Raw genomic sequence first — 21,168 nt, forward strand, 5'->3', positions numbered from 1 at the left:
CACGTCACCGGCTTTTGCCTCCAGGGACACCCCCTTGAGCACTTCGTGTGTGCCATAGCTTTTGTGTAGATGCTGAACTTCAAGTTTGTACATGGTTTCAACTCTCTGGAATCAGTCGCTGAGCAAACTGCCCTGACGAATAGGGGTACTGCCGGCCACTATGGCCAGCAACAAACAGGTCTGGTCAAAGAGCAGACGTTAGAGGGCATAGAGGATGCCGTCGGTACTGGCGTTCACCACACTGTGGCGATCGCTCAGCGGATCAATCACTTCGAACAACGGATCGCCCACCTTGACCCGGGCACCCAGCGGCTGCAGAAAACTTACCACTCCTGGGTGCGGCGCATAGGCGTACTGCGCGCCAGCGAATGGCGTCGCTTCACAGCAGATGGGCGGCGCAGCAGGCCAGTCGCCGCTGATCAGGCCTTGTTCGGCGAGATAGCCAAGAATGGCGTTTGCGCTGTCGATGCATGACTCGGGTTCGGTGTCGGCCATCCCACGCAGTTCGATGGTGGTGGCCACGCACGCCAGCGGAATATTGGTGCCAGGAAAGCGTTCGGCCAGGCGCAGCCAGGGAATCGCGCAGGCTTCATCGAAGGCACTGCCTCCCGTAACTTCGGCCAGCAGCGCAACCCCGGCACCGAGGCGCGCGGCCAGCGAGCGTAATCGTGGCCAGTTTTGTGGCATTGCGTAAAGCAGCATGATCGACTCGAAGTCGCAGTGCAGGTCCAGTACCACATCAGCGTCACAGGCATGCTGCATCAACAACCGGCGCAGACCATCAAGTTCCGATGTCGGTGTCGGCAAGTCGGTGAGGACCTGGCTCATGGCGCGGCGTATCAGCACAATGTTGGAGTCGGTATCGTCTCCGAGTAGACCTTCTACTCGCTGCGCCACGGCTTCGGCCAGCTCCGGGAAGTCGCGATTGAAATTCTTGCCGCTGGAGAACTCGAAGCGACCCTGGTGGGTGGCCTGGAACATCTGTGCGATACCGATCGGGTTGGCCATTGGCACCAGTTCGATCACCCCGGTCAGGCGGCCTTGTGCTTCCAGTTCATGCAGTCGGCGCTTGAGTTCAACGGCAACGCGCATTCCGGGCAGTTCGTCGGCATGCAGCGAGGCCTGGATGTAAGCCTTGCGCGCGCCACTGCCAAAACGAAACAGCGATAGCTGTCGTTCAGTGCCCAAGGCACTCCACGGCAAAAGGTATTGAATGTGCTTCATAAAACTCCTTAGTGCTTGCGCGGTGCCAGATACGCCAGCCAACGGCGCTCGGCCAGCTTGAACAAGCGAACGAGGATGAAGGTCAGGGCCAGGTAAATGAGGCCGGCAGTGATGAACGCCTCGAACGGCAGATAGAACCGCGAACTGACCGTACGTGCCGCTCCGGTGATGTCCACCAGCGTGACGATCGATGCCAGGCTGGTGGTTTGCAGCATCATCAGCACTTCGTTGCTGTACTGCGGCAGTGCCCGGCGCAAGGCTGACGGCAGAAGAATTCGGCGGTACAGGGTAAAGCGCGACATGCCCATGGCCTTGGCGGCTTCGATCTCGCCGGGGGGCGTGGACTTCAGGCTGCCACTCAGAAGTTCTGCACTGTAGGCGCTGGTATTGATCGCAAACGCGAGGCAGGCACAAAAGGTCGCACTGGACAGGTACGGCCAGAACATGCTTTGGCGTACCGCTTCGAACTGCGCCAGCCCGTAATAGACCAAAAACAATTGCACCAGCATCGGCGTACCGCGAATCACGTAGGTGTATAGCCAGGCCGGGAGGTTGATCAGCGGTGATCGGGAAACTCGCATCAACGCCAATGGAATCGCCAGCACCAGGCCAAACACCAGGGAGATCAGCAGAACTTTGAGGGTCACCAATGCGCCATTGAAATACAGCGGCAGGTTTTCCCAGATCAGGTTGTAGTCGAGAATCATGGGGTTGCTCCAATCACAGTTCAGCGGCTTTGATGCCAACCGAGTAGTGTTTTTCCAGGTAGCGCAGCATCAGCAATGACAGGCTGGTCAGCATCAGATAAAGCGCCGCAACCGCGAGGAAAAACGTAAATGGCTCATGGGTTGCGTCCGCTGCGTTCTTGGCTTTGAACATCATGTCCTGCAAGCCGATCACCGAGATCAGCGCGGTGGATTTGGTTAGCACCAACCAGTTGTTGGTGAACCCGGGAACCGCAAAGCGAATCATCTGCGGCACCAGAATCCGCCAGAACACCTGCGCGCCACTCATGCCATAAGCCGCGCCGGCCTCACCCTGACCTTTAGGGATCGCCATAAAGGCGCCGCGAAAGGTTTCCGAGAGATAGGCGCCAAAAATGAAACCCATGGTGCAGACGCCGGCGATAAAAGGATTGATGTCGATATAGCGGGTGTAACCGAGTGCAAGGGCAATGCGGTTCACCAAGTCCTGGCCGCCGTAGAAGATCAGCAGAATCAGTACCAGGTCAGGGATACCGCGAATCAGGGTTGTATAACCTTCGCCCAGCATCGCCAGCCATTTAAGTGATGACAAACGAAAGGCTGCACCGATCAGACCCAGGGCAATAGCCATGGTCATGGAGGTCAGGGCCAGATTAATAGTCAACCAGGCGCCATCGAGAATGCTCGATCCGTAGCCGTGGAGCATGGTGAAGTTCCTCAAGCGAGCGCCGGGGGCGCGCGAGACAAGCCAAAAGTAGCGCCTGCAAGGAGGCCGGCGCCGAGGTTACAGGTGACTCATTCGCCGTAGATATCGAAGGCAAAATACTTGGCCATCACTTGCTGGTATTTGCCATTGGCACGGATGGCGTCAATGGCTGCACTTAGACGTGCAACGTTGGCACTGTCGCCTTTACGCACGGCGATCCCGGCGCCTCTGCCGAAATATTTCGGGTCGTTGATGTCTGGCCCTACCAGTGCGAAACCTTTACCTGCCGGCGTTTTGATAAAGCTCTCATTGGTGTTGACGATGTCTGCGAGCGTCGCATCCAGACGACCCGAGGCCAGATCAAGGAAGGCTTCATTTTGTGAGGAGTAGCGCACCACCTCAGCGCCGGCGTTCTCAAGCTGCTCGGTGGCGAAACGGTCGTATGTCGAGGAGCGTTGCACGCCGACTTTCTTGCCCTTGAGATCAAGCAAAGGATCGTTGATCACATTGCCAGCCTTCATCGCGAACTTGCCTGGGGTGTGGTAGTACTTTTTGCTGAAGTCGACGGACTTCATGCGGTCGTCAGTGATCGACATCGACGACAGCACGGCATCAATCTTGCGCACTTTCAGCGATGGGATCATGCCGTCGAATTCCTGTACGACCCACTCACATTTGACCTTCATCTCTTCGCACAGGGCGTTGCCGATGTCGTAATCAAAACCACCGACGTTGCCCTCCGGAGTCTTGAAGGAGAAGGGCGGGTAGGCGGCTTCGATACCGATACGCAGGCTGTCTTCGTCGGCGTGTGCCAGGAAGCTGAAGGCGCACAGTGCCAGAGCACCTAGAAGTTCTGTCTTGTTCATATTGTTGACTCCTTGGAGGGGCATTTGGGTGGTACAGGTACCTGCCGTCCGATCTGGCAAGGTGGATCAGTCCTGATGATTCACGAGGTTATAAATGACACGTTTTATTTCATAAATCAACATTATGAAAATAAATATATCATAGCGAGGCGCACAGGTTCACGGATGTACCGGTCGGTCGGGCCTACAGATAGATTCGGGCTGTGTCAGGACAATCGTTGAGGGGGGCTGGATACTTGGTTTGCTGGCATTAGGACGTGAGTGGAGGGATGCTCTGCGTCGTGCGCCTCGGCGCTACCGAGCCGTGCTCGGTCAGAGGGGCGCGGTGATGAGTTTCCCGTGGCGTCAGTGCTTCTGGTTCGGCGCCACCGAATTCATCAACACCGACGTCCGCAAGGAAGATGACGTCCGCAATATGGGCGACAAGATCGCGGCTTGGCTGGGGTGTCTGAATATCGCCGTCGACAATGCCGCCACCGAAGATGCGGTCGGCCCGATCACGGACCAGACCGAGGAAAGCTTTGCGGTGACGTTCGACACGAATGTTCTCGGCGTGGTCCTGAGCATGAAACACGAGTTGCGCGCCATGCCGGCTCAGGGGAGCGACAGCATCATCAATATCTCCTCGATCTACGGGCACAAAGGCGTGGCCTACGCCTAGATCTATGTCGGTGCCAAGCACGCGGTCGAAGGCATCACCAAGTTGGTGGCGTTCGAACTCGCCGCGTCAGCCATTCGCGTGAATGCGGTCTCACCGGGCCCCACGGACACCGGCTGCCTCGCGTCCCAGGTGCAGGACGCGGTGCGTGTAGCAATGACTCCGGGAGATGATCGCCGTCGGCGATGTTGGTGATTGGCAGCAAGTTCGATTGTGGTCTGCTTTCGACCATGACGGTGCCGATGCCCGAGATCCGAACCAGATGACCCTCTTCGGTCAGTTCGCGCAATGCCCAGCTGACGGTCATACGCGACATGTCCAGCTCTTGTACCAAACGGTTCTCTGAAGGAATCAGGTCGCCGGGTTTATATTCGCCGGAGTGAAGCTTGCCTTGCACAGTCCTTCGCGCGCCGATAGAGGACTTGTGGTGCATTTTGTCTCATCAAGTCCGCATCTCTTGTACGGCAAGTACTCTTGCCAAGGCTGTCAGGAAAATGTCGTTATCCTCACAGCTTCCGATGGATACCCGCAAATGCTGAGCGTATCCGGCTTCGCGCCAGGGCTTGATGATCACCCCCTCACGTAGTAGTGCCTGATTGATCTCTTCGGCAGGCCGGGCTGTGGTGAAATATAGGAAGTTGGCCATGGACGGCGCGGTGGATAGGCCCAGCTCCTGTAAGGCCGCCGTCAGCCGCCGACGCTCGCGGGCGACATGCGCGAGGGTAGTTTGCAGATGTTCATCGTCAGCCAGTGCCGCAACCGCAGCGGCTTGCGCTACGCGGTTAACGTTGAAGGGCGTGCGCAGACGGTCGATCAGATCGGCCAGCAACGGATCGCTGACGATGCCGTAGCCGATGCGCAAACCTGCCAGGGAATAGGCTTTGGAAAAGGTCCGCAGCAAGATGAAGGGTTTGCCGCTGGCCTGAATCAGGCCCAGGCAATCCGGATACTCTGCTTCGAACTGCGCGTACTCGTAATACGCCTCGTCGAATACCAGTAAACAGTGAGCGGGCAGGGCGTCCAGCAACTGCCGAAGCTCATCGGCGGTCAAGGTGCTGCCCACCGGGTTGGACGGGCAGGAGAACATCAGCAATCGAGTGCGTGGGGTGATGGCCGCGAGCATGGAAGGCAGGTCGAACGCACCGCTGGCAGTCATCGGAACCCCGATTACCTGCGCGCCCGCCGCCAGCGGGTAGATGAAATGTAAACCGAACGACGGCACCACCGTGACCACTTCATCGCCGTGGTCGAGAAACACCCGGCTGATGATGCTCAGCAGATCTTCCGAACCGTTGCCGAACACCAACTGCTTTCCGGGAACCCCGAGTTTTGCCGACAGCGCGTTGCGCAATGCCTCGCAACTGGCGTCCGGGTACAGAGCAATTTCACTGCACGCCTGGGCCATGGCCGCTGTCACGGCGGGTGCGGGCCCGAGGGGGTTTTCATTGCTGCCGAGTTTGGCCACGCGGGTCAGGCCAAAGCGTTTGCGCACCGCTTCAGTGCTAAGGCCGGCGTTGTAGCTGGCAAGGTCGCGCACTTCGGCGCGGGCGAGCAGGTTTAGATCGTTGGAATTCATACTGGGGTGACCTCTTTGGTTTCTTGCCAGAAGGCATTGCGGTCCAGGTAGTTCTGCAGGAATTGCTGCAGGCGTGGTTGCTGAGCGTTATGAAAAATTTCATGGGGCGTGCCTTTGGCGACCACTTCACCCTGGTCGAGAAACACCACCGAGTCCGCCACTTGTGCGGCAAAACCCATTTCGTGAGTCACCACGACCATGGTCATGCCTTCTTTGGCCAGGGTCTTCATGACCTGCAACACTTCGCCCACCAGCTCCGGGTCGAGGGCTGAGGTGGGCTCGTCGAACAGCATAATGTGCGGTTCCATGGCCAACGCGCGGGCGATGGCGACCCGCTGTTGTTGCCCACCCGACAGCTGCGACGGGTACGAATCGCCTTTATGCGCCAGGCCGACTTTATCCAGCATGGCCATCGCCCGCTTGCGCGCTTCATCGGTGGACAGTTTGCGCACCCGCAGCAACGCCTCGCAGACGTTGCCCCTGGCGGTCATGTGCGGCCACAGGTTGAACTGCTGGAACACCATGCCGACGTTGCTTCGCACCTGATTGATCTGCGACTGTGCCGCGCGTTTGCGGCCTTTGCCGTTCTCCGGCACCCAGCCGAGCAGTTGACCTTCGATATGAATCTCGCCCGCGTCGTATTCTTCGAGGAACGCCATGCTGCGTAGCAGGGTGCTTTTGCCCGAGCCGGAAGGGCCGATCAGGCACACCACTTCAGAATGTCGGACCTGCAGGTCGATACCCTTGAGTACGCGCAGAGTGCCGAAGCTCTTGCCGACGTTGTGCAGCTTGAGCATCGGCTCGCGGTTGTCAGAGAGTGCCTTGTGAGTCTTCATCGCTTCACCTGATTCGTTCAATACTGATGAGTGTGGCGGGGCTGTTGGCGTCGAAGCGACCGGTTTCGCGTTCGGGTCACGGTGGTAGGAAAGAGACCGTTCATCGCAATTGCTTGTGCATGAAATGTCCGGCACGTCCTTCGAGGAACATGCCAAAGCGTGAACAGGCCTCTACCAACACCAGATAACCGATGCACAGCATCGACAGGGTTTCGACGAACGCGAAGGTTTCCGAACCGATGCCGGTGAGGACCATGGTCATTTCAGGAATGGTGATGATCGACAGTACGGCGGTTTCCTTGCACAGCACGCTGACCATGTTCACCAGTGCCGGCAGGATGATCACCAGCATCTGTGGAAACTGGATGCGCACGATGCATTGCAGGCGGCTGATGCCCAGGCAATCGGCAGCTTCCAGCTGGCCACGGCTGACAGAGTCGAAACCGCTACGGAAGATTTCGGCGAAATAGACGCTGCCATAAATGCCCAGGCCGAGGATGCCAGCCGGGATCGGGTCGAGCCTCAGACCGAACGACGGGCCGCCGTAGTACACCAGAAACAATTGCACCAGAAACGGCGTACTTCGAATGATCTCGATGAACATTCGCAATGGCGTGCGCACCAGTTGATTGCCGAACAGCTGGGCCACCGCGATCAGCATGCCCAGGAACAGGCCGAGCACGATCCCGGACGACCAGGTGCCAAGCGTGACCAGGAAGCCCCCGCCAATATCGCCCAGACGATCGGTGATGATATGCGGATCGAAGATCATGCGCTGCGCTCCTTCAGATGGCGTTCCAACCGGTCGCCACAAAACGCCAGTGGAATGTTGATCAGGCAGTAGAAGCCGGCCAGCATCAGATAGTCCTGAACGAACATGTAGTCACTGGCCGCTATGTTCTGGGCGGTACGGGTCAGGTCGGCAAGACCGACCACCGATACCAGCGACGAGGCCTTGGTTAGCAGTATCATTTCGTTGACCAGCCCTGGCAGGGTCAGGCGCACGGCCTGCGGCACACGAATACGCACCAGCATTTGCGCCGAGCTCATGCCCAGCAGACTGGCGGCTTCCAGTTGCCCGCCGGGAATGGCGAGAAAACCACCGCGCATGATTTCTGCGATATACGCCCCCGCTGCCAGCGACAGGCCGATCACCGCCGCCACCGTGGGCGAGACGTTGGGCAGGCCAATACGCGGCAGGAAGTAATAGATGAACAGCAGCTGCACCAGCAGCGGAATGCCGCGGAACACAAAAATATAGGCGCCGCCCAGACGTCTGAGCAGGGGCACGGGCGACAGTCGCAAGCTGCCAACGATAACGCCGATGACAAAACCAATGGCCAGTGCCGCGACGGATATTTCCAGGGTCACCAGCAGGCTGCTCAACAGCAAGGGTAGGTTTTGCAGCAGTAAAGGCCAATCGAACATCGTCATGCCTCCAACATCGATGATCGCCAACCCGGTTGAGCCGGCGATCTGTTCATCCAACCTGCAAGCCCGATTTACCAGGTAGGGTTGAAGTCAGCTTTAGGCACGTCCATTTCGGTACCCAGCCATTTTTTCTGCAGGGCAGCGAGACGGCCGTCGTCGTGCATTTTCAGCATGGCGGCATCGAGGGCGGCGATCAGGCTGTTGGCGTCGTCATCCCTGCGTCCCAAGTAGGCGAAGTAGGATTTCTTGCCGAACGGAGGCAGAACAACTTTGTACTTGTCCGGGTGTTGGGCTGCGACGTAGGAAATGTTCGGCAGGGAGTTGGCTACTGCGACGATGCGCTTGGTGCCCAGCTCGGCGTAGGCCTGGTTGTTGTCGACGTATTCACGAACATCGATTTTTTCCGGTAGGGTGGCGGCGAAAGTTTTCAGCTCTTCGAGCTGCGCCGAGCCTTTACCTGCGCCGACGGTTTTGCCGGCGATGTCTTCAGGTTTATTGATGGGGCTGTCCTTGGCGCTGACCAGCAACGCCACGGTCGCTTCGGCGACCGGTAGTACGAAGTGGTAGCGCTCCTTACGCGCCTTGGTGACGATGATGGGGCCGGCAACCATGTCGAACTTCTTGGCTTCCAAGCCTGGCAGCACGCTCGGCCATGGCAGGTCGAGGAACTTGACCTTGACCCCCAGCTCTTTGCCCAGTTGTTCGAACAGTTCGGCGTTCAGGCCTTTCTGTTTGCCATTATCGGTGAAGTCGAAAGGCGCGAATTGCAGTTCGGTGCCCACGACCAGTTCACCGGCCTTTTTTACATCGGCGAGTTGATCAGCCTGGGCCGTCATGCAGGCGCCAGCCAGAACCAAGGCGATGTACAGACCGTTGAATTTTTTACTGAGCAGAGAATCGAGTTGCATGGTGTAACTCCTTCATCAGTACAGCGAGGCTTATGGTGTGTGTTGGTTCTAGTTATGTGTTGCGGGTAATTCTTGGCAATTGCAGCCGTTAACGTGCTGTTGCGGTATATACAGCTTGAGCTTGAACTCAGCCGAGGACTTTCCCCGGGTTGAGGTTCCCTTGGGCTCGACGCAATCCTTCAGTGGGGGGCATCGCCTGGCGAGCCTTGAGTAACAGCCGCAGCAACGCCGCGGCGAACGGGTTCGGCTCAGGTGTACGGATCAGGCGTAAAGGCGTTCGGCAGGCAACCAGCGGGTGAACGCTGCGCCTTCGACCCAGGCCCGTGCAGCGGCGATGTCTGGAGCGAAATAGCGGTCTTCATCGTAATGCGCGACTTCGCGGCGAATCATCGCCAGCACTTCGCCGAGTGTTTTCGAGGTCTGCAAAGGTGCATGCAAGTCCACGCCTTGAGCTGCGCCCAGCAATTCGATGGCGACGACTGCGCTGCTGTTACCCGCCATATCCAGCAAACGACGTGCTGCAAAGGTCGCCATCGAGACGTGGTCTTCCTGGTTGGCCGAAGTTGGCAGGCTATCCACGGACGCTGGATGCGCGAGGGTCTTGTTCTCCGAAGCGAGGGCGGCAGCGGTGACCTGAGCGATCATGAAACCGGAATTCAGACCGCCTTCACGCACTAGAAAGGCCGGCAGGCCCGACAGTGCCGGATCAACCAGTTGGGCGATTCTGCGCTCTGACAGCGCACCAATTTCTGAAATGGCCAGGGCCAGTACGTCGGCAGCCATGGCGACGGGTTCGGCGTGGAAGTTGCCGCCGGAGAGCACATCCCCGTCGGCGCAGAACACCAGCGGGTTATCCGAAACGGCGTTGGCTTCACGCAGAAACACGTCGGCCGCGAAACGCATGTGGTCCAGGCAAGCACCCATGACCTGAGGCTGGCAGCGCAGCGAGTAAGGATCCTGCACCCGGTCGCAGTCACGATGGGATTCACGAATCTCGCTGGTGGCCAGCAATTCGCGGTAGAACAACGCCACGTCGATTTGCCCCGGTTGCCCGCGAACCGCCTGGATCCGGAGGTCAAAGGGCACGTCCGAGCCTTTCAACGCTTCAACGCTCAGACTGCCGGCGATCACCGCAGCGCTGAACAGCTTTTCGCAGGCGAACAGACCACGCAACGCCAGCGCCGTCGATACCTGGGTACCATTGATCAGCGCCAGGCCTTCCTTCGGGCCCAGCACCATCGGCTCCAGGCCGGCAATCGCCAGGCCTTCGACGGCATCCATTTCACGACCTTCATGTCGCACCCGGCCGACGCCGATCAACACCGCGGACATATGCGCCAACGGTGCCAGATCGCCCGACGCGCCGACGGACCCTTGCGACGGTATGCATGGATACACCCTCGCGGCATAGAGCTTGCTCAGGGCCTGAATGACTTCCCAGCGAATCCCGGAAAAACCACGGGCAAGGGAACCGACCTTGAGCGCCATGATCAGGCCGACACTGGCGTCATCCAGTAACGGGCCGGTGCCAGTGCAGTGCGACAGCAGCAGATTGCGCTGCAGCTTGGCCAGCGATTCGGTTGGAATGGAGGTCCGTGCCAGCAGGCCGAAACCCGTGTTGATGCCGTACACCGTACGCTGGTTGGCGATGATGTCATCTACCATTCGAGTACTGGCATTGACCGCGTCGCGTGCGGCTGGGTCCAGTTCGAAAGGACGTTGCAACTGGTAAATGGCGCGCAGTTGATCGAGGGTGAGTTGACCGGGTTTGAGCAGCAGCGATGCGTACATTGAGAGTGTCCTGAGGTCAGGGTGGCGAGAAAAATGGTAGTCATATATGCCTGTATATACAGGTAAGGCAAAATGCAGGCCAGTATTCCGTTTTTATCCGCCAACCAGCGTTCCAGACCCTGTTTGCCCCTGATGAAAAGACAATCATGGGGGGCTGTTTTTTTAAGATATGTCACCAAAGGTTGCACCACATGTGGTCTCTCTACCCCCATGATTGGCGAATGGAATCGGCAGGTAACAGGTTTTTAGCGGTCTTGTACCGTTATCAAAACGTGACGTTCGCTATAGTCTGAGCTTTGCGGGTGATTGTCTGGCCGAGCGGCACGGCAAACGCTTTCTCCTGTATATACCGGTTCGTCGTTCTCTGGCGAAACCCTTCATCCCGCCACTGCATTTGCGATGCGCCGAGGAGATCCCGCCTCGTCTTCGACGCCGTGCATTCGGCTGCAGCAGACGGTAAGACGGCAATGAAGGTGGGGATCCTTTGCTCCCCTTCTACTCAGTTAATCCATCATTTAGCGGGACGGTCATGCCTCTTCCTTACGTCAATCCACGGCTTCCTTTATCAGAATCAACGCTGCAATCGTCATCAGTCGTCTGATGCAGGCATTCGCCCGCACTAGCGCCCCAGCCTACCGTGTCTTTCTGAGTGTACTGGGCGACGAGCAGGTCAAGCCAACTCCGCTCTCCAGTCTATTCGACTGTGTGCCATAGATTAGCGAGGCGTACGCGGACCACTGCGACGACGATCATCAAGGTATGTTCTGGATGGCGTATCGGGAGATTGGGCTCGAAGACAGTCCCTTGGGGCTGGTCTGCATGAACAGCGCGGAAACAGGCTATCTAGGCACCGCTCAATCGATGAATGCGCTGGTCGATAGGATTCGGCTGCTGCTCAACCGCCAAGAGGTGGCCGTGTCTGAGGCGCCCGATTGGAGATCTGAGCGGGCTGCCTCTGGATGTCGGATCGACGTAGCAGACCACCGGGCGTCGCGAACGGCACTAGGTATAGGTAGGCCTGCACAGTTGGAAGATGTGTGCCAGTTCTCGGCCACAAATATGGTCTGGCGGTCGGCAACCTTTGGCCGATTTCTGCCAGTCGCGAGAGGCAGAAAACGACCCAAAGCAGGCGCTTGGGGCCTGGCTACGGTGTAGGGAACGATTGATCCTTGGTTTTTGAACTGGCGCATTTGACACCCCAGTGCGGCTAGGTCTCCTTGGGAGACTCGGACATGGGCTCTGAAAATTTAAAGAGCTTCTTTTCACATTAGCAATCGCAAGGTTTCAAACAGCGCGCGGTCCTCTTTTCTGGCTGAACGGGCGTGACGACGTATCACTTGCAATAGGCATTCAGTGAAGCAGGTCGCCGAATTGCTGAGTGCTCCATTGCGTCGCGTGACGATATTCAACTGTCTTGGTTCGAACTGTTCGGTCAGCTCAACGGAGACCACACGACCTAGGAAGGGGGGAGCAATACTGACGATGGACGGGCCCCAAGTGCACATGTCGGCCCGCTCGACCATCATCTGCAAGATCGCCAATGAATGTGCTCGAACGATACGGTTTTCATCGATCCGGGCACCGTGCTGCCAGAACAACTCGTGCATCAGTCCGTCGTGCCCATCCGGCGCGTAGTTCAAGGTCCAGTTTTGCTCCAGAAGCTCGTGGATAGATCGCGCGTTTTGCCGGGCATGGCCCTCTCGAACCAGTACCGATGTCTGGTAATCGAGCAAGGTTTCGCAGGCAAATTCCTGGGCTGATTGCGAAGGGTGCAGCTGTCCGATTGCAAAATCCATACTGCCATCGCGCAACAATGGCTGGGCTACCGCCATCAAGCTTTCGAACAGCTCCAGCCTGATTTTCGGCATTCGCTCGCGAAAAGCCAGCACCACGTCAGGCAAGAAGGTCAGGGCGATCCATGGCGTGATCCCGACACAGAGCCGGCCCTGTGCCTTGCCGCGCATGTGATCGAGTTCTGCCTGTGCATGCTCGATTTGCTTGATCACCAGCCGGGCGTGGGTCAGTAATACTTTTCCGTATTCGGTGAAAGTCAGGCCGCTGGGCGTTCGGGTGAACAGCGGAAGTTGCTGGGTAGTTTCCAGTTCGCGCAGCGCCTTGGTCACAGCGGCCTGGGATAGGTTCAGCGAGCGTGCGGCAGCGCGGATGCTGCCGGTCTCGGCGCTGGCAATCAGCGCCTGCAATTGGTGCAACTTCATCTGTTCACCCTCCTGACAACCAATGGTTGTCATCATAACCAAAATGCATCTCCCCAGCCCAGAGCAGCTTGCCTAAGATTGACCTTAATAGCGGTTTCGCAATCGCTCAGACCCTATCGAAGGAATAAAACAATGAACGCCGGCACTGTCCTGCCTGGAATTGCAGCGATGCAAGACGAAATGATCGCGTTGCGCCAGAGCATTCATGCGAACCCCGAATTGGGGTTTGAAGAGTTCGCCACGAGTGAGCGGGTGGCAGCGTGTTTGACGCAGTGGGGCTATGAGGTCAGTACGGGCGTGGGCAAGACCGGAGTCGTCGCCACGCTGAAAAACGGCGAGGGACGATCCATTGGTTTACGCGCCGATATGGATGCGCTGCCGATTCAAGAAATCACCGGATTGTCTTATGCCAGCCGGGTCGACGGTGTCATGCATGCCTGCGGCCACGATGGTCATACGGCAACCCTATTGGCGGCCGCGAAACATCTGGCACAGACGCGGGCGTTCAACGGCACGGTGCAACTGATTTTCCAGCCGGCCGAAGAAGGGCTGGGCGGGGCCAGGAAGATGCTGGAGGACGGCCTGCTTGAACGCTTCCCATGCGATGCGATCTTTGCCATGCACAACGTGCCAGGTTACCCGGTTGGACACTTGGGATTTTACAGTGGGCCGTTCATGGCATCTGCCGATACGGTGACGATCACTATTATCGGCAACGGTGGTCATGGGGCCGTGCCGCACAAAGCAATCGATCCGGTGGTGGTCTGCTCGTCGATTGTAATCGCGCTGCAAAGCATCATCTCGCGCAACGTTAATCCGCAGGAAACGGCGATTATTACAGTGGGCTCCATTCACGCCGGCAGCGCATCGAATGTTATCCCTTCCAGTGCGCAAATGAGCCTAAGCGTGCGTGCACTGACCTCCGAGATCCGCCAACTGCTCGAAGTCAGAATTACTGAACTGGTCAACGGCCAGGCAGCCAGTTTCGGTGCCCGGGCGGAAATTGAATATCTACATTGCCATCCAGTGTTAATCAACCATCCCGAGCCTACCAGGTTTGCCCGCGCAGTCGCTCGGGACTGGCTGGGCGAGGAGCGATTGATCGACGACCTGCGACCCTTCACCGCTAGTGAGGACTTCGCCTTCATCCTGGAAAAATGCCCTGGCAGTTACTTGGTGATCGGCAATGGCGACGGCGAGAGCGGCTGTCTGCTACACAACCCCGGCTATGACTTCAATGATGCGTGCCTGCCGATTGGGGCGAGCTACTGGGTCAAATTGGTCGAGGGTTTTCTGAGTTGAAATGGCGTTTTTTCGAGCATCCATCTGAACAAACATTGCCTGCGGTTTTGAGAGGAAAATAACAATGAACAAGATAATTGCGGCTGTTTCACTGCTTTGCCTGACGGCATCTAGCCTGGCCGGCGCGGCCGACTGGTCTGGAAAAGTTTTGAAGCTGGGTGTCGACCCTACCTATCCACCACTGGAGTATAAAAATCAGGACGGCACTCTGACTGGCTTCGGAGTCGACATTGCTGAGGCGCTCTGCGCTGAGCTGAAGGCCCGCTGCATCTGGGTTGAAAGCAGTTGGGACGGCATGATCCCGGGCCTGCTGGCGCGCAAATTCGATGCGGTGGCTTCGTCGATGACCGTGACGCCCAAGCGCCAGGAGCAGATTGCGTTCACCGACAAGGTGTCCAATGCGCCAGCCCGTTTGGTCGTGAAGCGCGGATCGGGGCTGATGCCGTCGCTGGAATCGCTTAAAGGCAAACGCATTGGCGTGGAGCAGGGGTCAACTCAGGAGGCCTTCGCCAAAGCCGTCTGGGGTTCAAAAGGCGTGGAAGTTTTGTCCTATCAAAATCAGGACCAGGTGTACGCCGATCTGGTAGTGGGACGACTCGATGCCTCACTGCAAGGCTCGATTCAGGCCAGTTACGGGTTCCTCAACACGGCGCAGGGTAAAGGTTACGAGTTTGCCGGCAACACTCTCGATGATCCTGGCTTTTTCGGCGTTGGTGATGGCATCGGCGTGCGCAAGAGCGATGTCGAACTTCGCGAAGACTTGAACAAAGCTCTAGCGACCATTTTGGCCAACGGTACTTACGAGCGGATCAACAAAAAGTACTTTGACTTCGACGTCTACGGCGCGAAATAACGCTTCTTAGTGATCCCGTGCAGGGCGGCTACGCAAGCCGCTTTGCTTCAGCATCCTCTTCACCTCAACCTAATAAGAACAAGGAGAGTGAAATGCTTCTGGAAGGCTTTGGCCCGCAGATCCTGTTGGGCACCCTGGCCACGATCAAATTGGCGTTGTGGTCATTATTGATTGCCGTTCTGGCAGGACTTCTCGGCGCCAGCGCCAAGCTATCCTCCAACCGCGTGTTGCAGACGCTGGCCACCGTTTACACGACTGTGATCCGCAGCATGCCGGATCTAGTGATCATGCTGTTGCTGTTCTTCAGCCTGCAGATGCTTCTCAACCGAACGACCGATTGGCTGCGCGTCAGCCAAATTGACATCGACCCTTTTTTGGCTGGTGTCGTGACCTTGTCCTTCATTTATGGAGCTTACTTTACCGAGACGTTTCGCGGTGCCTTCCAGGCCGTTCCTGCGGGACAGCTCGAAGCGGCTCGGGCGTACGGCATGAGCCGAGCGGGGACTTTTCGCAAGGTGCTGTTTCCGCAAATGCTGCGGCACGCGTTGCCGGGTATTGGCAACAACTGGCAGGTGTTGATCAAATCCACTGCGCTGGTCTCCATTATCGGCTTAACCGATGTCATCAAAGCCACGCAGGATGCGGGTAAGGGGTCGATGCAGTTCTTCTATTTCACGCTAGTTGGCGGCCTAATCTACCTAGCTCTCACCACGCTATCCAACGGGGTATTGCTGTGGCTTGAACACCGCTACTCGGTGGGTGTGAGGAAGGCTGCACTATGACCAACATTCTCAAAGACTACTGGCAGGCTTACCTGTGGAGTGATGGGCCACACTTTTCCGGGTTGGCGATAACCTTGTGGCTCTTGATTCTGGCGGTGGTGATCGGCTTCTTGCTCGCCGTACCGTTGTCGATTGCCCGCGTCAGTCGCAATCCACTGCTTAGCGTGCCGGTCTGGTGTTACACCTATGTGTTTCGCGGCACTCCGTTGTACATCCAGTTGCTGTTCTTTTACACCGGGGTGTACAGCTTGAACGTGGTTCGATCGCAAGATTTTCTCAACGCGTTTTTTCGTGACGGCTTCAACTGCACAGTGCTGGCGTTCGGTCTTAATACCTGTGCCTACATGACCGAAATCTTTGCGGGCTCCATCAGGGCGACGCCCTGCGGGGAAATCGAAGCCGCCAGAGCTTATGGGATGAGTCGGTTCACCCTCTATCGCCGTATCGTCTTGCCGTCGGCATTGCGTCGAGCGTTACCGTTTTTTAGTAATGAAGTGATTTTGATGCTGCACTCCACTTCGGTGGCGTTCACCGCAACGGTTCCCGATCTTCTGAAAATTGCCCGGGACGTTAACTCCGCGACCTACGCCTCGTTCACCGCGTTCGGCATTGCTGGAACCCTTTATGCCGCCAGCGCGTTCTTCCTCATTTGGTTGTTCCGGCGCGGCGAGCTGCGCTGGCTGGCCTACCTCCATCCCCGCACACGCTGACCCCTAATCGGACTTGATCGTATGTATAAATTGATCGTTGAAGATATCCATAAAAGCTACGGCAGCCATGAAGTGCTCAAAGGGGTTTCGCTCAAGGCCAGAGCGGGTGATGTGATCAGCCTTATTGGTTCCTCTGGTTCCGGTAAAAGTACTTTTTTACGCTGCATCAATCATCTGGAACAGCCATCGGCGGGGCGGATCATCGTCAATTCGCAGGAGCTGCTGACCCGCAAAAACTCAAGGGGCGACTTGTGTGCGGTCGACGCGCGGCAGTTACAAGCGTTACGCAGCCAGCTATCGATGGTGTTTCAGCACTTCAATCTGTGGAGCCACATGACGGTGCTGGAAAATCTTATTGAGTGCCCGATGAGTGTACTGGGAGTCGGTCGGTCGCAGGCGGTGGAGCGAGCGCGTCATTACCTTGCAAAGGTCGGTTTGCCAACAAAGGTCGAGGCCCAGTACCCGGTCCAACTGTCCGGTGGCCAGCAGCAACGTGTCGCCATTGCTCGTGCCCTGGTCATGGAACCCCAGGTGATGCTTTTCGATGAACCTACCTCAGCTCTAGACCCGGAACTGGTGGGTGAAGTGCTCAGGATCATGCAGAAATTGGCAGAGGAAGGCCGGACGATGGTGGTGGTCACCCACGAAATGGCGTTCGCCAGGCAGGTGTCCAACCACGTCATGTTTCTGCATCAAGGACAGGTAGAAGAGAAGGGCGATCCAAATACGGTATTCGCGCATCCCAAGAGCGAGCGCTTGCAATTGTTCCTAGCGGGCAACCTTAAGTAATTAACTGGGAGGGGGCACCAGTCGTCCGTAGTTGTTCGAGTAAAACCTGCTCACTGGCTCGCCGGGGGCGGCTCAAAGCAGCAACATATACCTCGAGGACGGAGCCGTACCCATTGACAACATTGGGCGGAGGTGCGACACGAAGTCGCTTACAGAAGTTGTTCCCTTTGAGGGAACCACCCGTGTCACCGGGTGAATCTAGAAGGCTGAATCAAGAGCGCCTTGACAATGTGACGAGGCATCGCAAGGTGCGGGGTACTAATCGTGAGAGGCGTACCCTTCTGGCAGCCATGGCCGGACAAGGGCTAGATAGTCGATATGGTGAACACATGTGAACCTGCGTAAAGATCGTTAAATTGAACGAGCGGAAATGGCTTATACGCTCGAACCAAAAGGTAGCGGAGGTGGGAACAGCGTTTTTCTGCACGCGCGTTCGTGACCCACATGCCTCCCGGTCGATATCAGGCACCTAACCCGACGTACTTCAGTAAGCGGAACGTGGAAATCCCGTATCGCTCCTCTCGGGGACAGTCGTTTGCAAAAACGGCCCATGGCGGTGCGGGCGAAGGACCGAGGAAAAAGCGAACGCCATCCTGTAACGGGCTGGATAGAAGTTGGAACATCACTTCACGCGAAAGCGGGCAGACGTCCTCATGGTCTCTCTTCTCGAAAGAGTGGCTGGAGAATGAGGTCAGGCCAGCTGTGGTTGAGTTTCTGGCAGAGCGTGGACTTGTCCTCTCTCCGGAAAAAACCAAAATAACGCACATAGGGGACGGGTTCGACTTCCTCGGATGGAACTTGCGCAAGTACAACGGGAAACTCCTGATCAAGCCATCGAAAGCAAACATCAGGGCTCACCTAGCCAAGCTCCGGCAAGTGATCAAGACCAACAAGGCGATCAAACAGGTCAATTTGATCGGGCTGCTCAACCCGATTTTACGGGGATGGGCGAACTATCACAGCCACGTGGTCGTCAAGAAAGTCTTCAATCAGGTGGATAGCGAAGTTTGGATAATGCTCTGGCGCTGGGCGATGAGACGACATCCGCGCAAAGGAACACGGTGGGTCAAGGACAGGTATTTAAAGTCCGAGGATCGCGCCGGTGGGTGTTCACCACCGTTGAAAAATCCGCAGACGGTAAGGTAAGGGAGTACACCTTACTGAAGGAGTCGGATACGCCGATAGTGCGGCACATCAAGATCAAGTCTGCTGCCAACCCGCATGACCCCAATTGGGACGAGTATTTCGAGTTCCGCTGGGGCAAGAAAATGCTCAAATCAACGAAGGGACGAGCGAAGCTGTATCGCGTCTGGCGACAGCAAGGCGGTCTGTGTTCTGTTTGTCATAAGTCCGTTACCAAAGATACGCCGTGGCATAGTCGCCACATCGTAAAGTTGGTCGACGGCGGAACGGACGCCGCAGTCAATCTTGAGATCTATCATCTGCGTTGCCCTAGAGATCAACAGTACGCCGATGTCAAAGAGGTATAGCCGGACACTTAACAGTGTTTTTGTAGAGGCTTGAGCCGTGTGCTGGGAAACTCGCATGCACGGTTCTTAGGGGGTTGGACGCGGGTAACCGCGTCTGACTACCCGACAACCAGATCCGACCATGAGCTCTTGGACGCAAGAACTGGCTCTTCGCCGGGTCGCTACGCAGTGGAAAACGGGCTGCGGCGATCATGAGCTTGATCCAGTCTGCGCGGCTGAATGGTCATGACCCGTACGCCTATCTAAAGGATGTCCTCACGCGCCTGCCGACGCAGCGGGCGAGTGAAATCGAGCAGTTGCTTCCGCATAAATGGCAACAGGTTTAATCACGCAAGATGTGATGCGCGGACGCATACCTCAGTACGAGCTTTTGGAGGTCTGATGCTTGGCTTTCTGGTGTTGGGAGGGGAAGGGGAAAATCGGCTTACGCCGCGCTCCTTATTCGGGTGCTCGGAGGTGTTTGATGTGCTGTTTTGGCCGACTTCCACCACTCAGCAAAGGGCAGCTATCACCCCTAGGAAAGTCTTATAGTTTGGTCGACAGCCCGGTGGCTCGACGCTCCGGTGGTTCCAGATTCCAAAATAGAACCTTTTTCCGGGTATTTACCCATTCAGCCTATCCTGTTCGACATATCGTTTTTCAGCGAACAAGTATCTATTCTTCCCCCTTTTTTTTGCGAGATACATAGCTTGGTCTGCTGCCCGCAGCAGTTGATCTACCTCCACACCGTGCGTAGGGTAAAGTGCAGCCCCGAGGCTTGCGGAAACGTCTGCTTTCATACCAGAGATCATTAAGGGTTGAGCTACGATAACTACCAATCTGTCAAGAATTGAGGTGATCTCGTCGCTTGAATCAATATCAGCCAAAACAACAACAAACTCATCACCGCCAATTCTTGCGAGGACGTCATTTTTCCGTAAGCAAGACTGCAGGCGTCCCGCAATTGTTTGCAGCAATTGGTCTCCAGCTGCATGTCCCAAGCTATCATTCACTGCCTTGAAGCCGTCCAGATCCAAGTAACACACAACCACTTTGGAATTGCGCCCTAGTGCCCTTGCGAGGGCTTCATCAAGTTCTATACCCAGCAATCTTCTATTCGGGAGATGGGTTAAGGGGTCGTACATTGCAATTTCGTGTAGTTTTTTTCGCTGTTGAGTTAAGGTGGCCACCGAGTAAGCGACCCAGGCCATTAGCACGGCCCCCAAAAAAACAAGCAAAGTCTCAAATAGAAGCAGGCCATTTTTCCGCCCGCCGTAAAGCTTTGATACCCGGAGTTCCCACTGCGATCCGTAGAGGCTGATAGGAATTCGAGTAACAGCCGTAGTCAAGGGAGCAGCAGATGATTGAATAAGCTCTTCGTGGTGCGTTTCAGGGTTTACACCTAAAAACTCATAAGCATAGCCTTGCGTCTCCAGAGCCGGTAAATTGGAGTCATCAAATGCGTCAGGGAATTTTAAAGTGACAACGGTATAACCCCAGAAATATTGTTCACCTTTTGAGTTATTTAGAAATACCGGTAGTGTTCCAATGGCACCTTGAGGCCCCTGAATCAACGTGAACGGCCCCCTGAACGTCAACTCGCCTTCACGAAGGTTTTTAATGATTTCGGCACGATTTTCTCCCTCAAAAAGATCGTGATCCTTAACTAGAATATTCGGTGCCGCCGGCTCTATTTGCCGAATCACTCCCTCTGGAGCCAACGATAATGCAAAAGCCCCTTTGTACATAGGAAGCATGTAGCGCACAAGTTGAGTAAAGTCTGGAACGTGTCCTTCTCCCTGATGAACCATGACAGCCAGTGCATTCGTCGAAGATAGCGCGTGATGTATAACCTTCTCTATCGAGCTGGCATAACCGCTGGCTATTTGAACGGTATGAGCTGACTCTGCCTCGCTCGTGGCGGCATCTAACTGGGTAACAATGAGCGCGCCGATCACCAAAGACACGAAAAAAACCAGCACAGATATCTTGATCTTGTTTGAACTGGAGAAAATCGCCATCATGCTTTTTCCTTCGTGCAAACCGTGCTTTATTGTCAAAGGTTTTAAGGTTTTCATAGTCTCAGTATGTCGATTTATACAAAAAATTCGCTATCGAAGGATAGTATCAATAGTCATCGATGTACCCCAACCTTGAGTGCGGAGCCCATCGTTCGGCTGCTTGGCTTTAAAAACGTCGGCGGATTCGTTTATCTGGCTCGGTCGCCTTGGTCGTACGCAGTAGGCGAACGAGCATTTTACAGGTTCCCGGACGAATCGCGCGCAACCCTCAGGATCGTTAACAGGCCAGCTCACGACAAACTGTCTATGACAGCACGGCACGTCAA

The 21,168-nt window shown here is 56.3% G+C and carries 19 protein-coding genes and 4 pseudogenes; 9 read left to right on the forward strand and 14 right to left on the reverse strand.

Going from position 1 to position 21,168, the window contains the following annotated elements; all coding sequences use genetic code 11:
• The 5 genes and pseudogenes from JWR17_RS12680 to JWR17_RS12700 form a co-directional block, all read right to left on the reverse strand.
• A pseudogene (locus JWR17_RS12680) lies at positions 1–93 on the reverse strand (histidine/lysine/arginine/ornithine ABC transporter ATP-binding protein); the annotation flags it as partial.
• 18 nt (positions 94–111) lie between these two features.
• Positions 112–1,224 (reverse strand): annotated as a pseudogene (locus JWR17_RS12685) (succinylglutamate desuccinylase/aspartoacylase family protein).
• An 8-nt stretch (positions 1,225–1,232) separates the two neighbouring features.
• Positions 1,233–1,931: an ABC transporter permease gene (locus JWR17_RS12690; RefSeq protein ID WP_299831935.1), complete on the reverse strand. Its 699-nt coding sequence runs from the start codon at positions 1,929–1,931 to the stop codon at positions 1,233–1,235.
• A gap of 13 nt (positions 1,932–1,944) precedes the next feature.
• On the reverse strand, positions 1,945–2,634 hold the full coding sequence (locus JWR17_RS12695; protein ID WP_299831937.1) for an ABC transporter permease: 690 nt from the start codon (positions 2,632–2,634) through the stop codon (positions 1,945–1,947).
• 89 nt (positions 2,635–2,723) lie between these two features.
• Positions 2,724–3,500, reverse strand: a complete 777-nt coding sequence (locus JWR17_RS12700) for an ABC transporter substrate-binding protein (RefSeq protein ID WP_299831939.1) — start codon at positions 3,498–3,500, stop codon at positions 2,724–2,726.
• Positions 3,501–3,915: 415 nt separating this feature from the next.
• Here JWR17_RS12700 and JWR17_RS12705 point away from each other — a divergent pair.
• A pseudogene (locus JWR17_RS12705) lies at positions 3,916–4,239 on the forward strand (SDR family oxidoreductase); the annotation flags it as partial.
• Here JWR17_RS12705 and JWR17_RS12710 read toward each other — a convergent pair.
• The 8 genes from JWR17_RS12710 to JWR17_RS12745 form a co-directional block, all read right to left on the reverse strand.
• Positions 4,196–4,591 (reverse strand): GntR family transcriptional regulator, encoded by a 396-nt coding sequence (locus tag JWR17_RS12710; RefSeq protein ID WP_299831941.1) that lies wholly within the window; start codon positions 4,589–4,591, stop codon positions 4,196–4,198. The pseudogene JWR17_RS12705 and the gene JWR17_RS12710 overlap by 44 nt on opposite strands.
• 9 nt (positions 4,592–4,600) lie before the next feature.
• On the reverse strand, positions 4,601–5,734 hold the full coding sequence (gene hisC, locus JWR17_RS12715) for a histidinol-phosphate transaminase (protein ID WP_299831942.1): 1,134 nt from the start codon (positions 5,732–5,734) through the stop codon (positions 4,601–4,603).
• Positions 5,731–6,570, reverse strand: a complete 840-nt coding sequence (locus JWR17_RS12720; protein ID WP_299831944.1) for an amino acid ABC transporter ATP-binding protein — start codon at positions 6,568–6,570, stop codon at positions 5,731–5,733. Before JWR17_RS12720 ends, hisC begins: the two co-directional genes overlap by 4 nt.
• Before the next feature lie 100 nt (positions 6,571–6,670).
• Positions 6,671–7,342: an amino acid ABC transporter permease gene (locus JWR17_RS12725; RefSeq protein ID WP_299831946.1), complete on the reverse strand. Its 672-nt coding sequence runs from the start codon at positions 7,340–7,342 to the stop codon at positions 6,671–6,673.
• Positions 7,339–7,998 (reverse strand): amino acid ABC transporter permease, encoded by a 660-nt coding sequence (locus tag JWR17_RS12730; protein ID WP_299831948.1) that lies wholly within the window; start codon positions 7,996–7,998, stop codon positions 7,339–7,341. The genes JWR17_RS12725 and JWR17_RS12730 overlap by 4 nt, the downstream gene beginning before the upstream one ends.
• A 74-nt stretch (positions 7,999–8,072) precedes the next feature.
• Positions 8,073–8,909 carry a transporter substrate-binding domain-containing protein gene (locus JWR17_RS12735; RefSeq protein WP_299831950.1) on the reverse strand — a complete coding sequence of 279 codons (837 nt, stop codon included), beginning with the start codon at positions 8,907–8,909 and terminating at the stop codon, positions 8,073–8,075.
• A 261-nt stretch (positions 8,910–9,170) separates the two neighbouring features.
• Positions 9,171–10,700: a histidine ammonia-lyase gene (gene hutH / locus JWR17_RS12740; RefSeq protein ID WP_299831952.1), complete on the reverse strand. Its 1,530-nt coding sequence runs from the start codon at positions 10,698–10,700 to the stop codon at positions 9,171–9,173.
• Positions 10,701–11,962: 1,262 nt separating this feature from the next.
• Positions 11,963–12,916: a LysR substrate-binding domain-containing protein gene (locus JWR17_RS12745; protein WP_299831954.1), complete on the reverse strand. Its 954-nt coding sequence runs from the start codon at positions 12,914–12,916 to the stop codon at positions 11,963–11,965.
• Positions 12,917–13,048: 132 nt separating this feature from the next.
• Between JWR17_RS12745 and JWR17_RS12750 the strand changes: the two genes are divergently transcribed.
• The 8 genes and pseudogenes from JWR17_RS12750 to JWR17_RS12785 form a co-directional block, all read left to right on the forward strand.
• Positions 13,049–14,218 (forward strand): M20 aminoacylase family protein, encoded by a 1,170-nt coding sequence (locus JWR17_RS12750; RefSeq protein WP_299831956.1) that lies wholly within the window; start codon positions 13,049–13,051, stop codon positions 14,216–14,218.
• Between the two features lie 64 nt (positions 14,219–14,282).
• Positions 14,283–15,071 (forward strand): ABC transporter substrate-binding protein, encoded by a 789-nt coding sequence (locus JWR17_RS12755; RefSeq protein ID WP_299831958.1) that lies wholly within the window; start codon positions 14,283–14,285, stop codon positions 15,069–15,071.
• A 92-nt stretch (positions 15,072–15,163) separates the two neighbouring features.
• Positions 15,164–15,853, forward strand: coding sequence for an ABC transporter permease (hisQ, locus tag JWR17_RS12760; RefSeq protein WP_299831960.1), 690 nt, complete (start codon positions 15,164–15,166; stop codon positions 15,851–15,853).
• Positions 15,850–16,563, forward strand: a complete 714-nt coding sequence (locus JWR17_RS12765) for an ABC transporter permease (RefSeq protein ID WP_299831962.1) — start codon at positions 15,850–15,852, stop codon at positions 16,561–16,563. The genes hisQ and JWR17_RS12765 overlap by 4 nt, the downstream gene beginning before the upstream one ends.
• 21 nt (positions 16,564–16,584) lie before the next feature.
• The gene (locus tag JWR17_RS12770; protein WP_299831964.1) at positions 16,585–17,352 is read left to right on the forward strand and encodes an ATP-binding cassette domain-containing protein; all 768 of its coding nucleotides are present in this window, start codon (positions 16,585–16,587) and stop codon (positions 17,350–17,352) included.
• A gap of 498 nt (positions 17,353–17,850) precedes the next feature.
• The gene (locus tag JWR17_RS12775) at positions 17,851–18,498 is read left to right on the forward strand and encodes a group II intron maturase-specific domain-containing protein (RefSeq protein WP_299831967.1); all 648 of its coding nucleotides are present in this window, start codon (positions 17,851–17,853) and stop codon (positions 18,496–18,498) included.
• The gene (locus JWR17_RS12780; protein WP_299831970.1) at positions 18,459–18,842 is read left to right on the forward strand and encodes a hypothetical protein; all 384 of its coding nucleotides are present in this window, start codon (positions 18,459–18,461) and stop codon (positions 18,840–18,842) included. Before JWR17_RS12775 ends, JWR17_RS12780 begins: the two co-directional genes overlap by 40 nt.
• Positions 18,843–18,946: 104 nt before the next feature.
• Positions 18,947–19,168 (forward strand): annotated as a pseudogene (locus tag JWR17_RS12785) (transposase domain-containing protein); the annotation flags it as partial.
• A 276-nt stretch (positions 19,169–19,444) separates the two neighbouring features.
• Here JWR17_RS12785 and JWR17_RS12790 read toward each other — a convergent pair.
• Positions 19,445–20,899: a sensor domain-containing diguanylate cyclase gene (locus JWR17_RS12790; RefSeq protein ID WP_299831971.1), complete on the reverse strand. Its 1,455-nt coding sequence runs from the start codon at positions 20,897–20,899 to the stop codon at positions 19,445–19,447.
• Positions 20,900–21,168: the final 269 nt, after the last annotated feature.

Source organism: Pseudomonas sp., from assembly GCF_028293835.1.
Lineage (GTDB): Bacteria > Pseudomonadota > Gammaproteobacteria > Pseudomonadales > Pseudomonadaceae > Aquipseudomonas.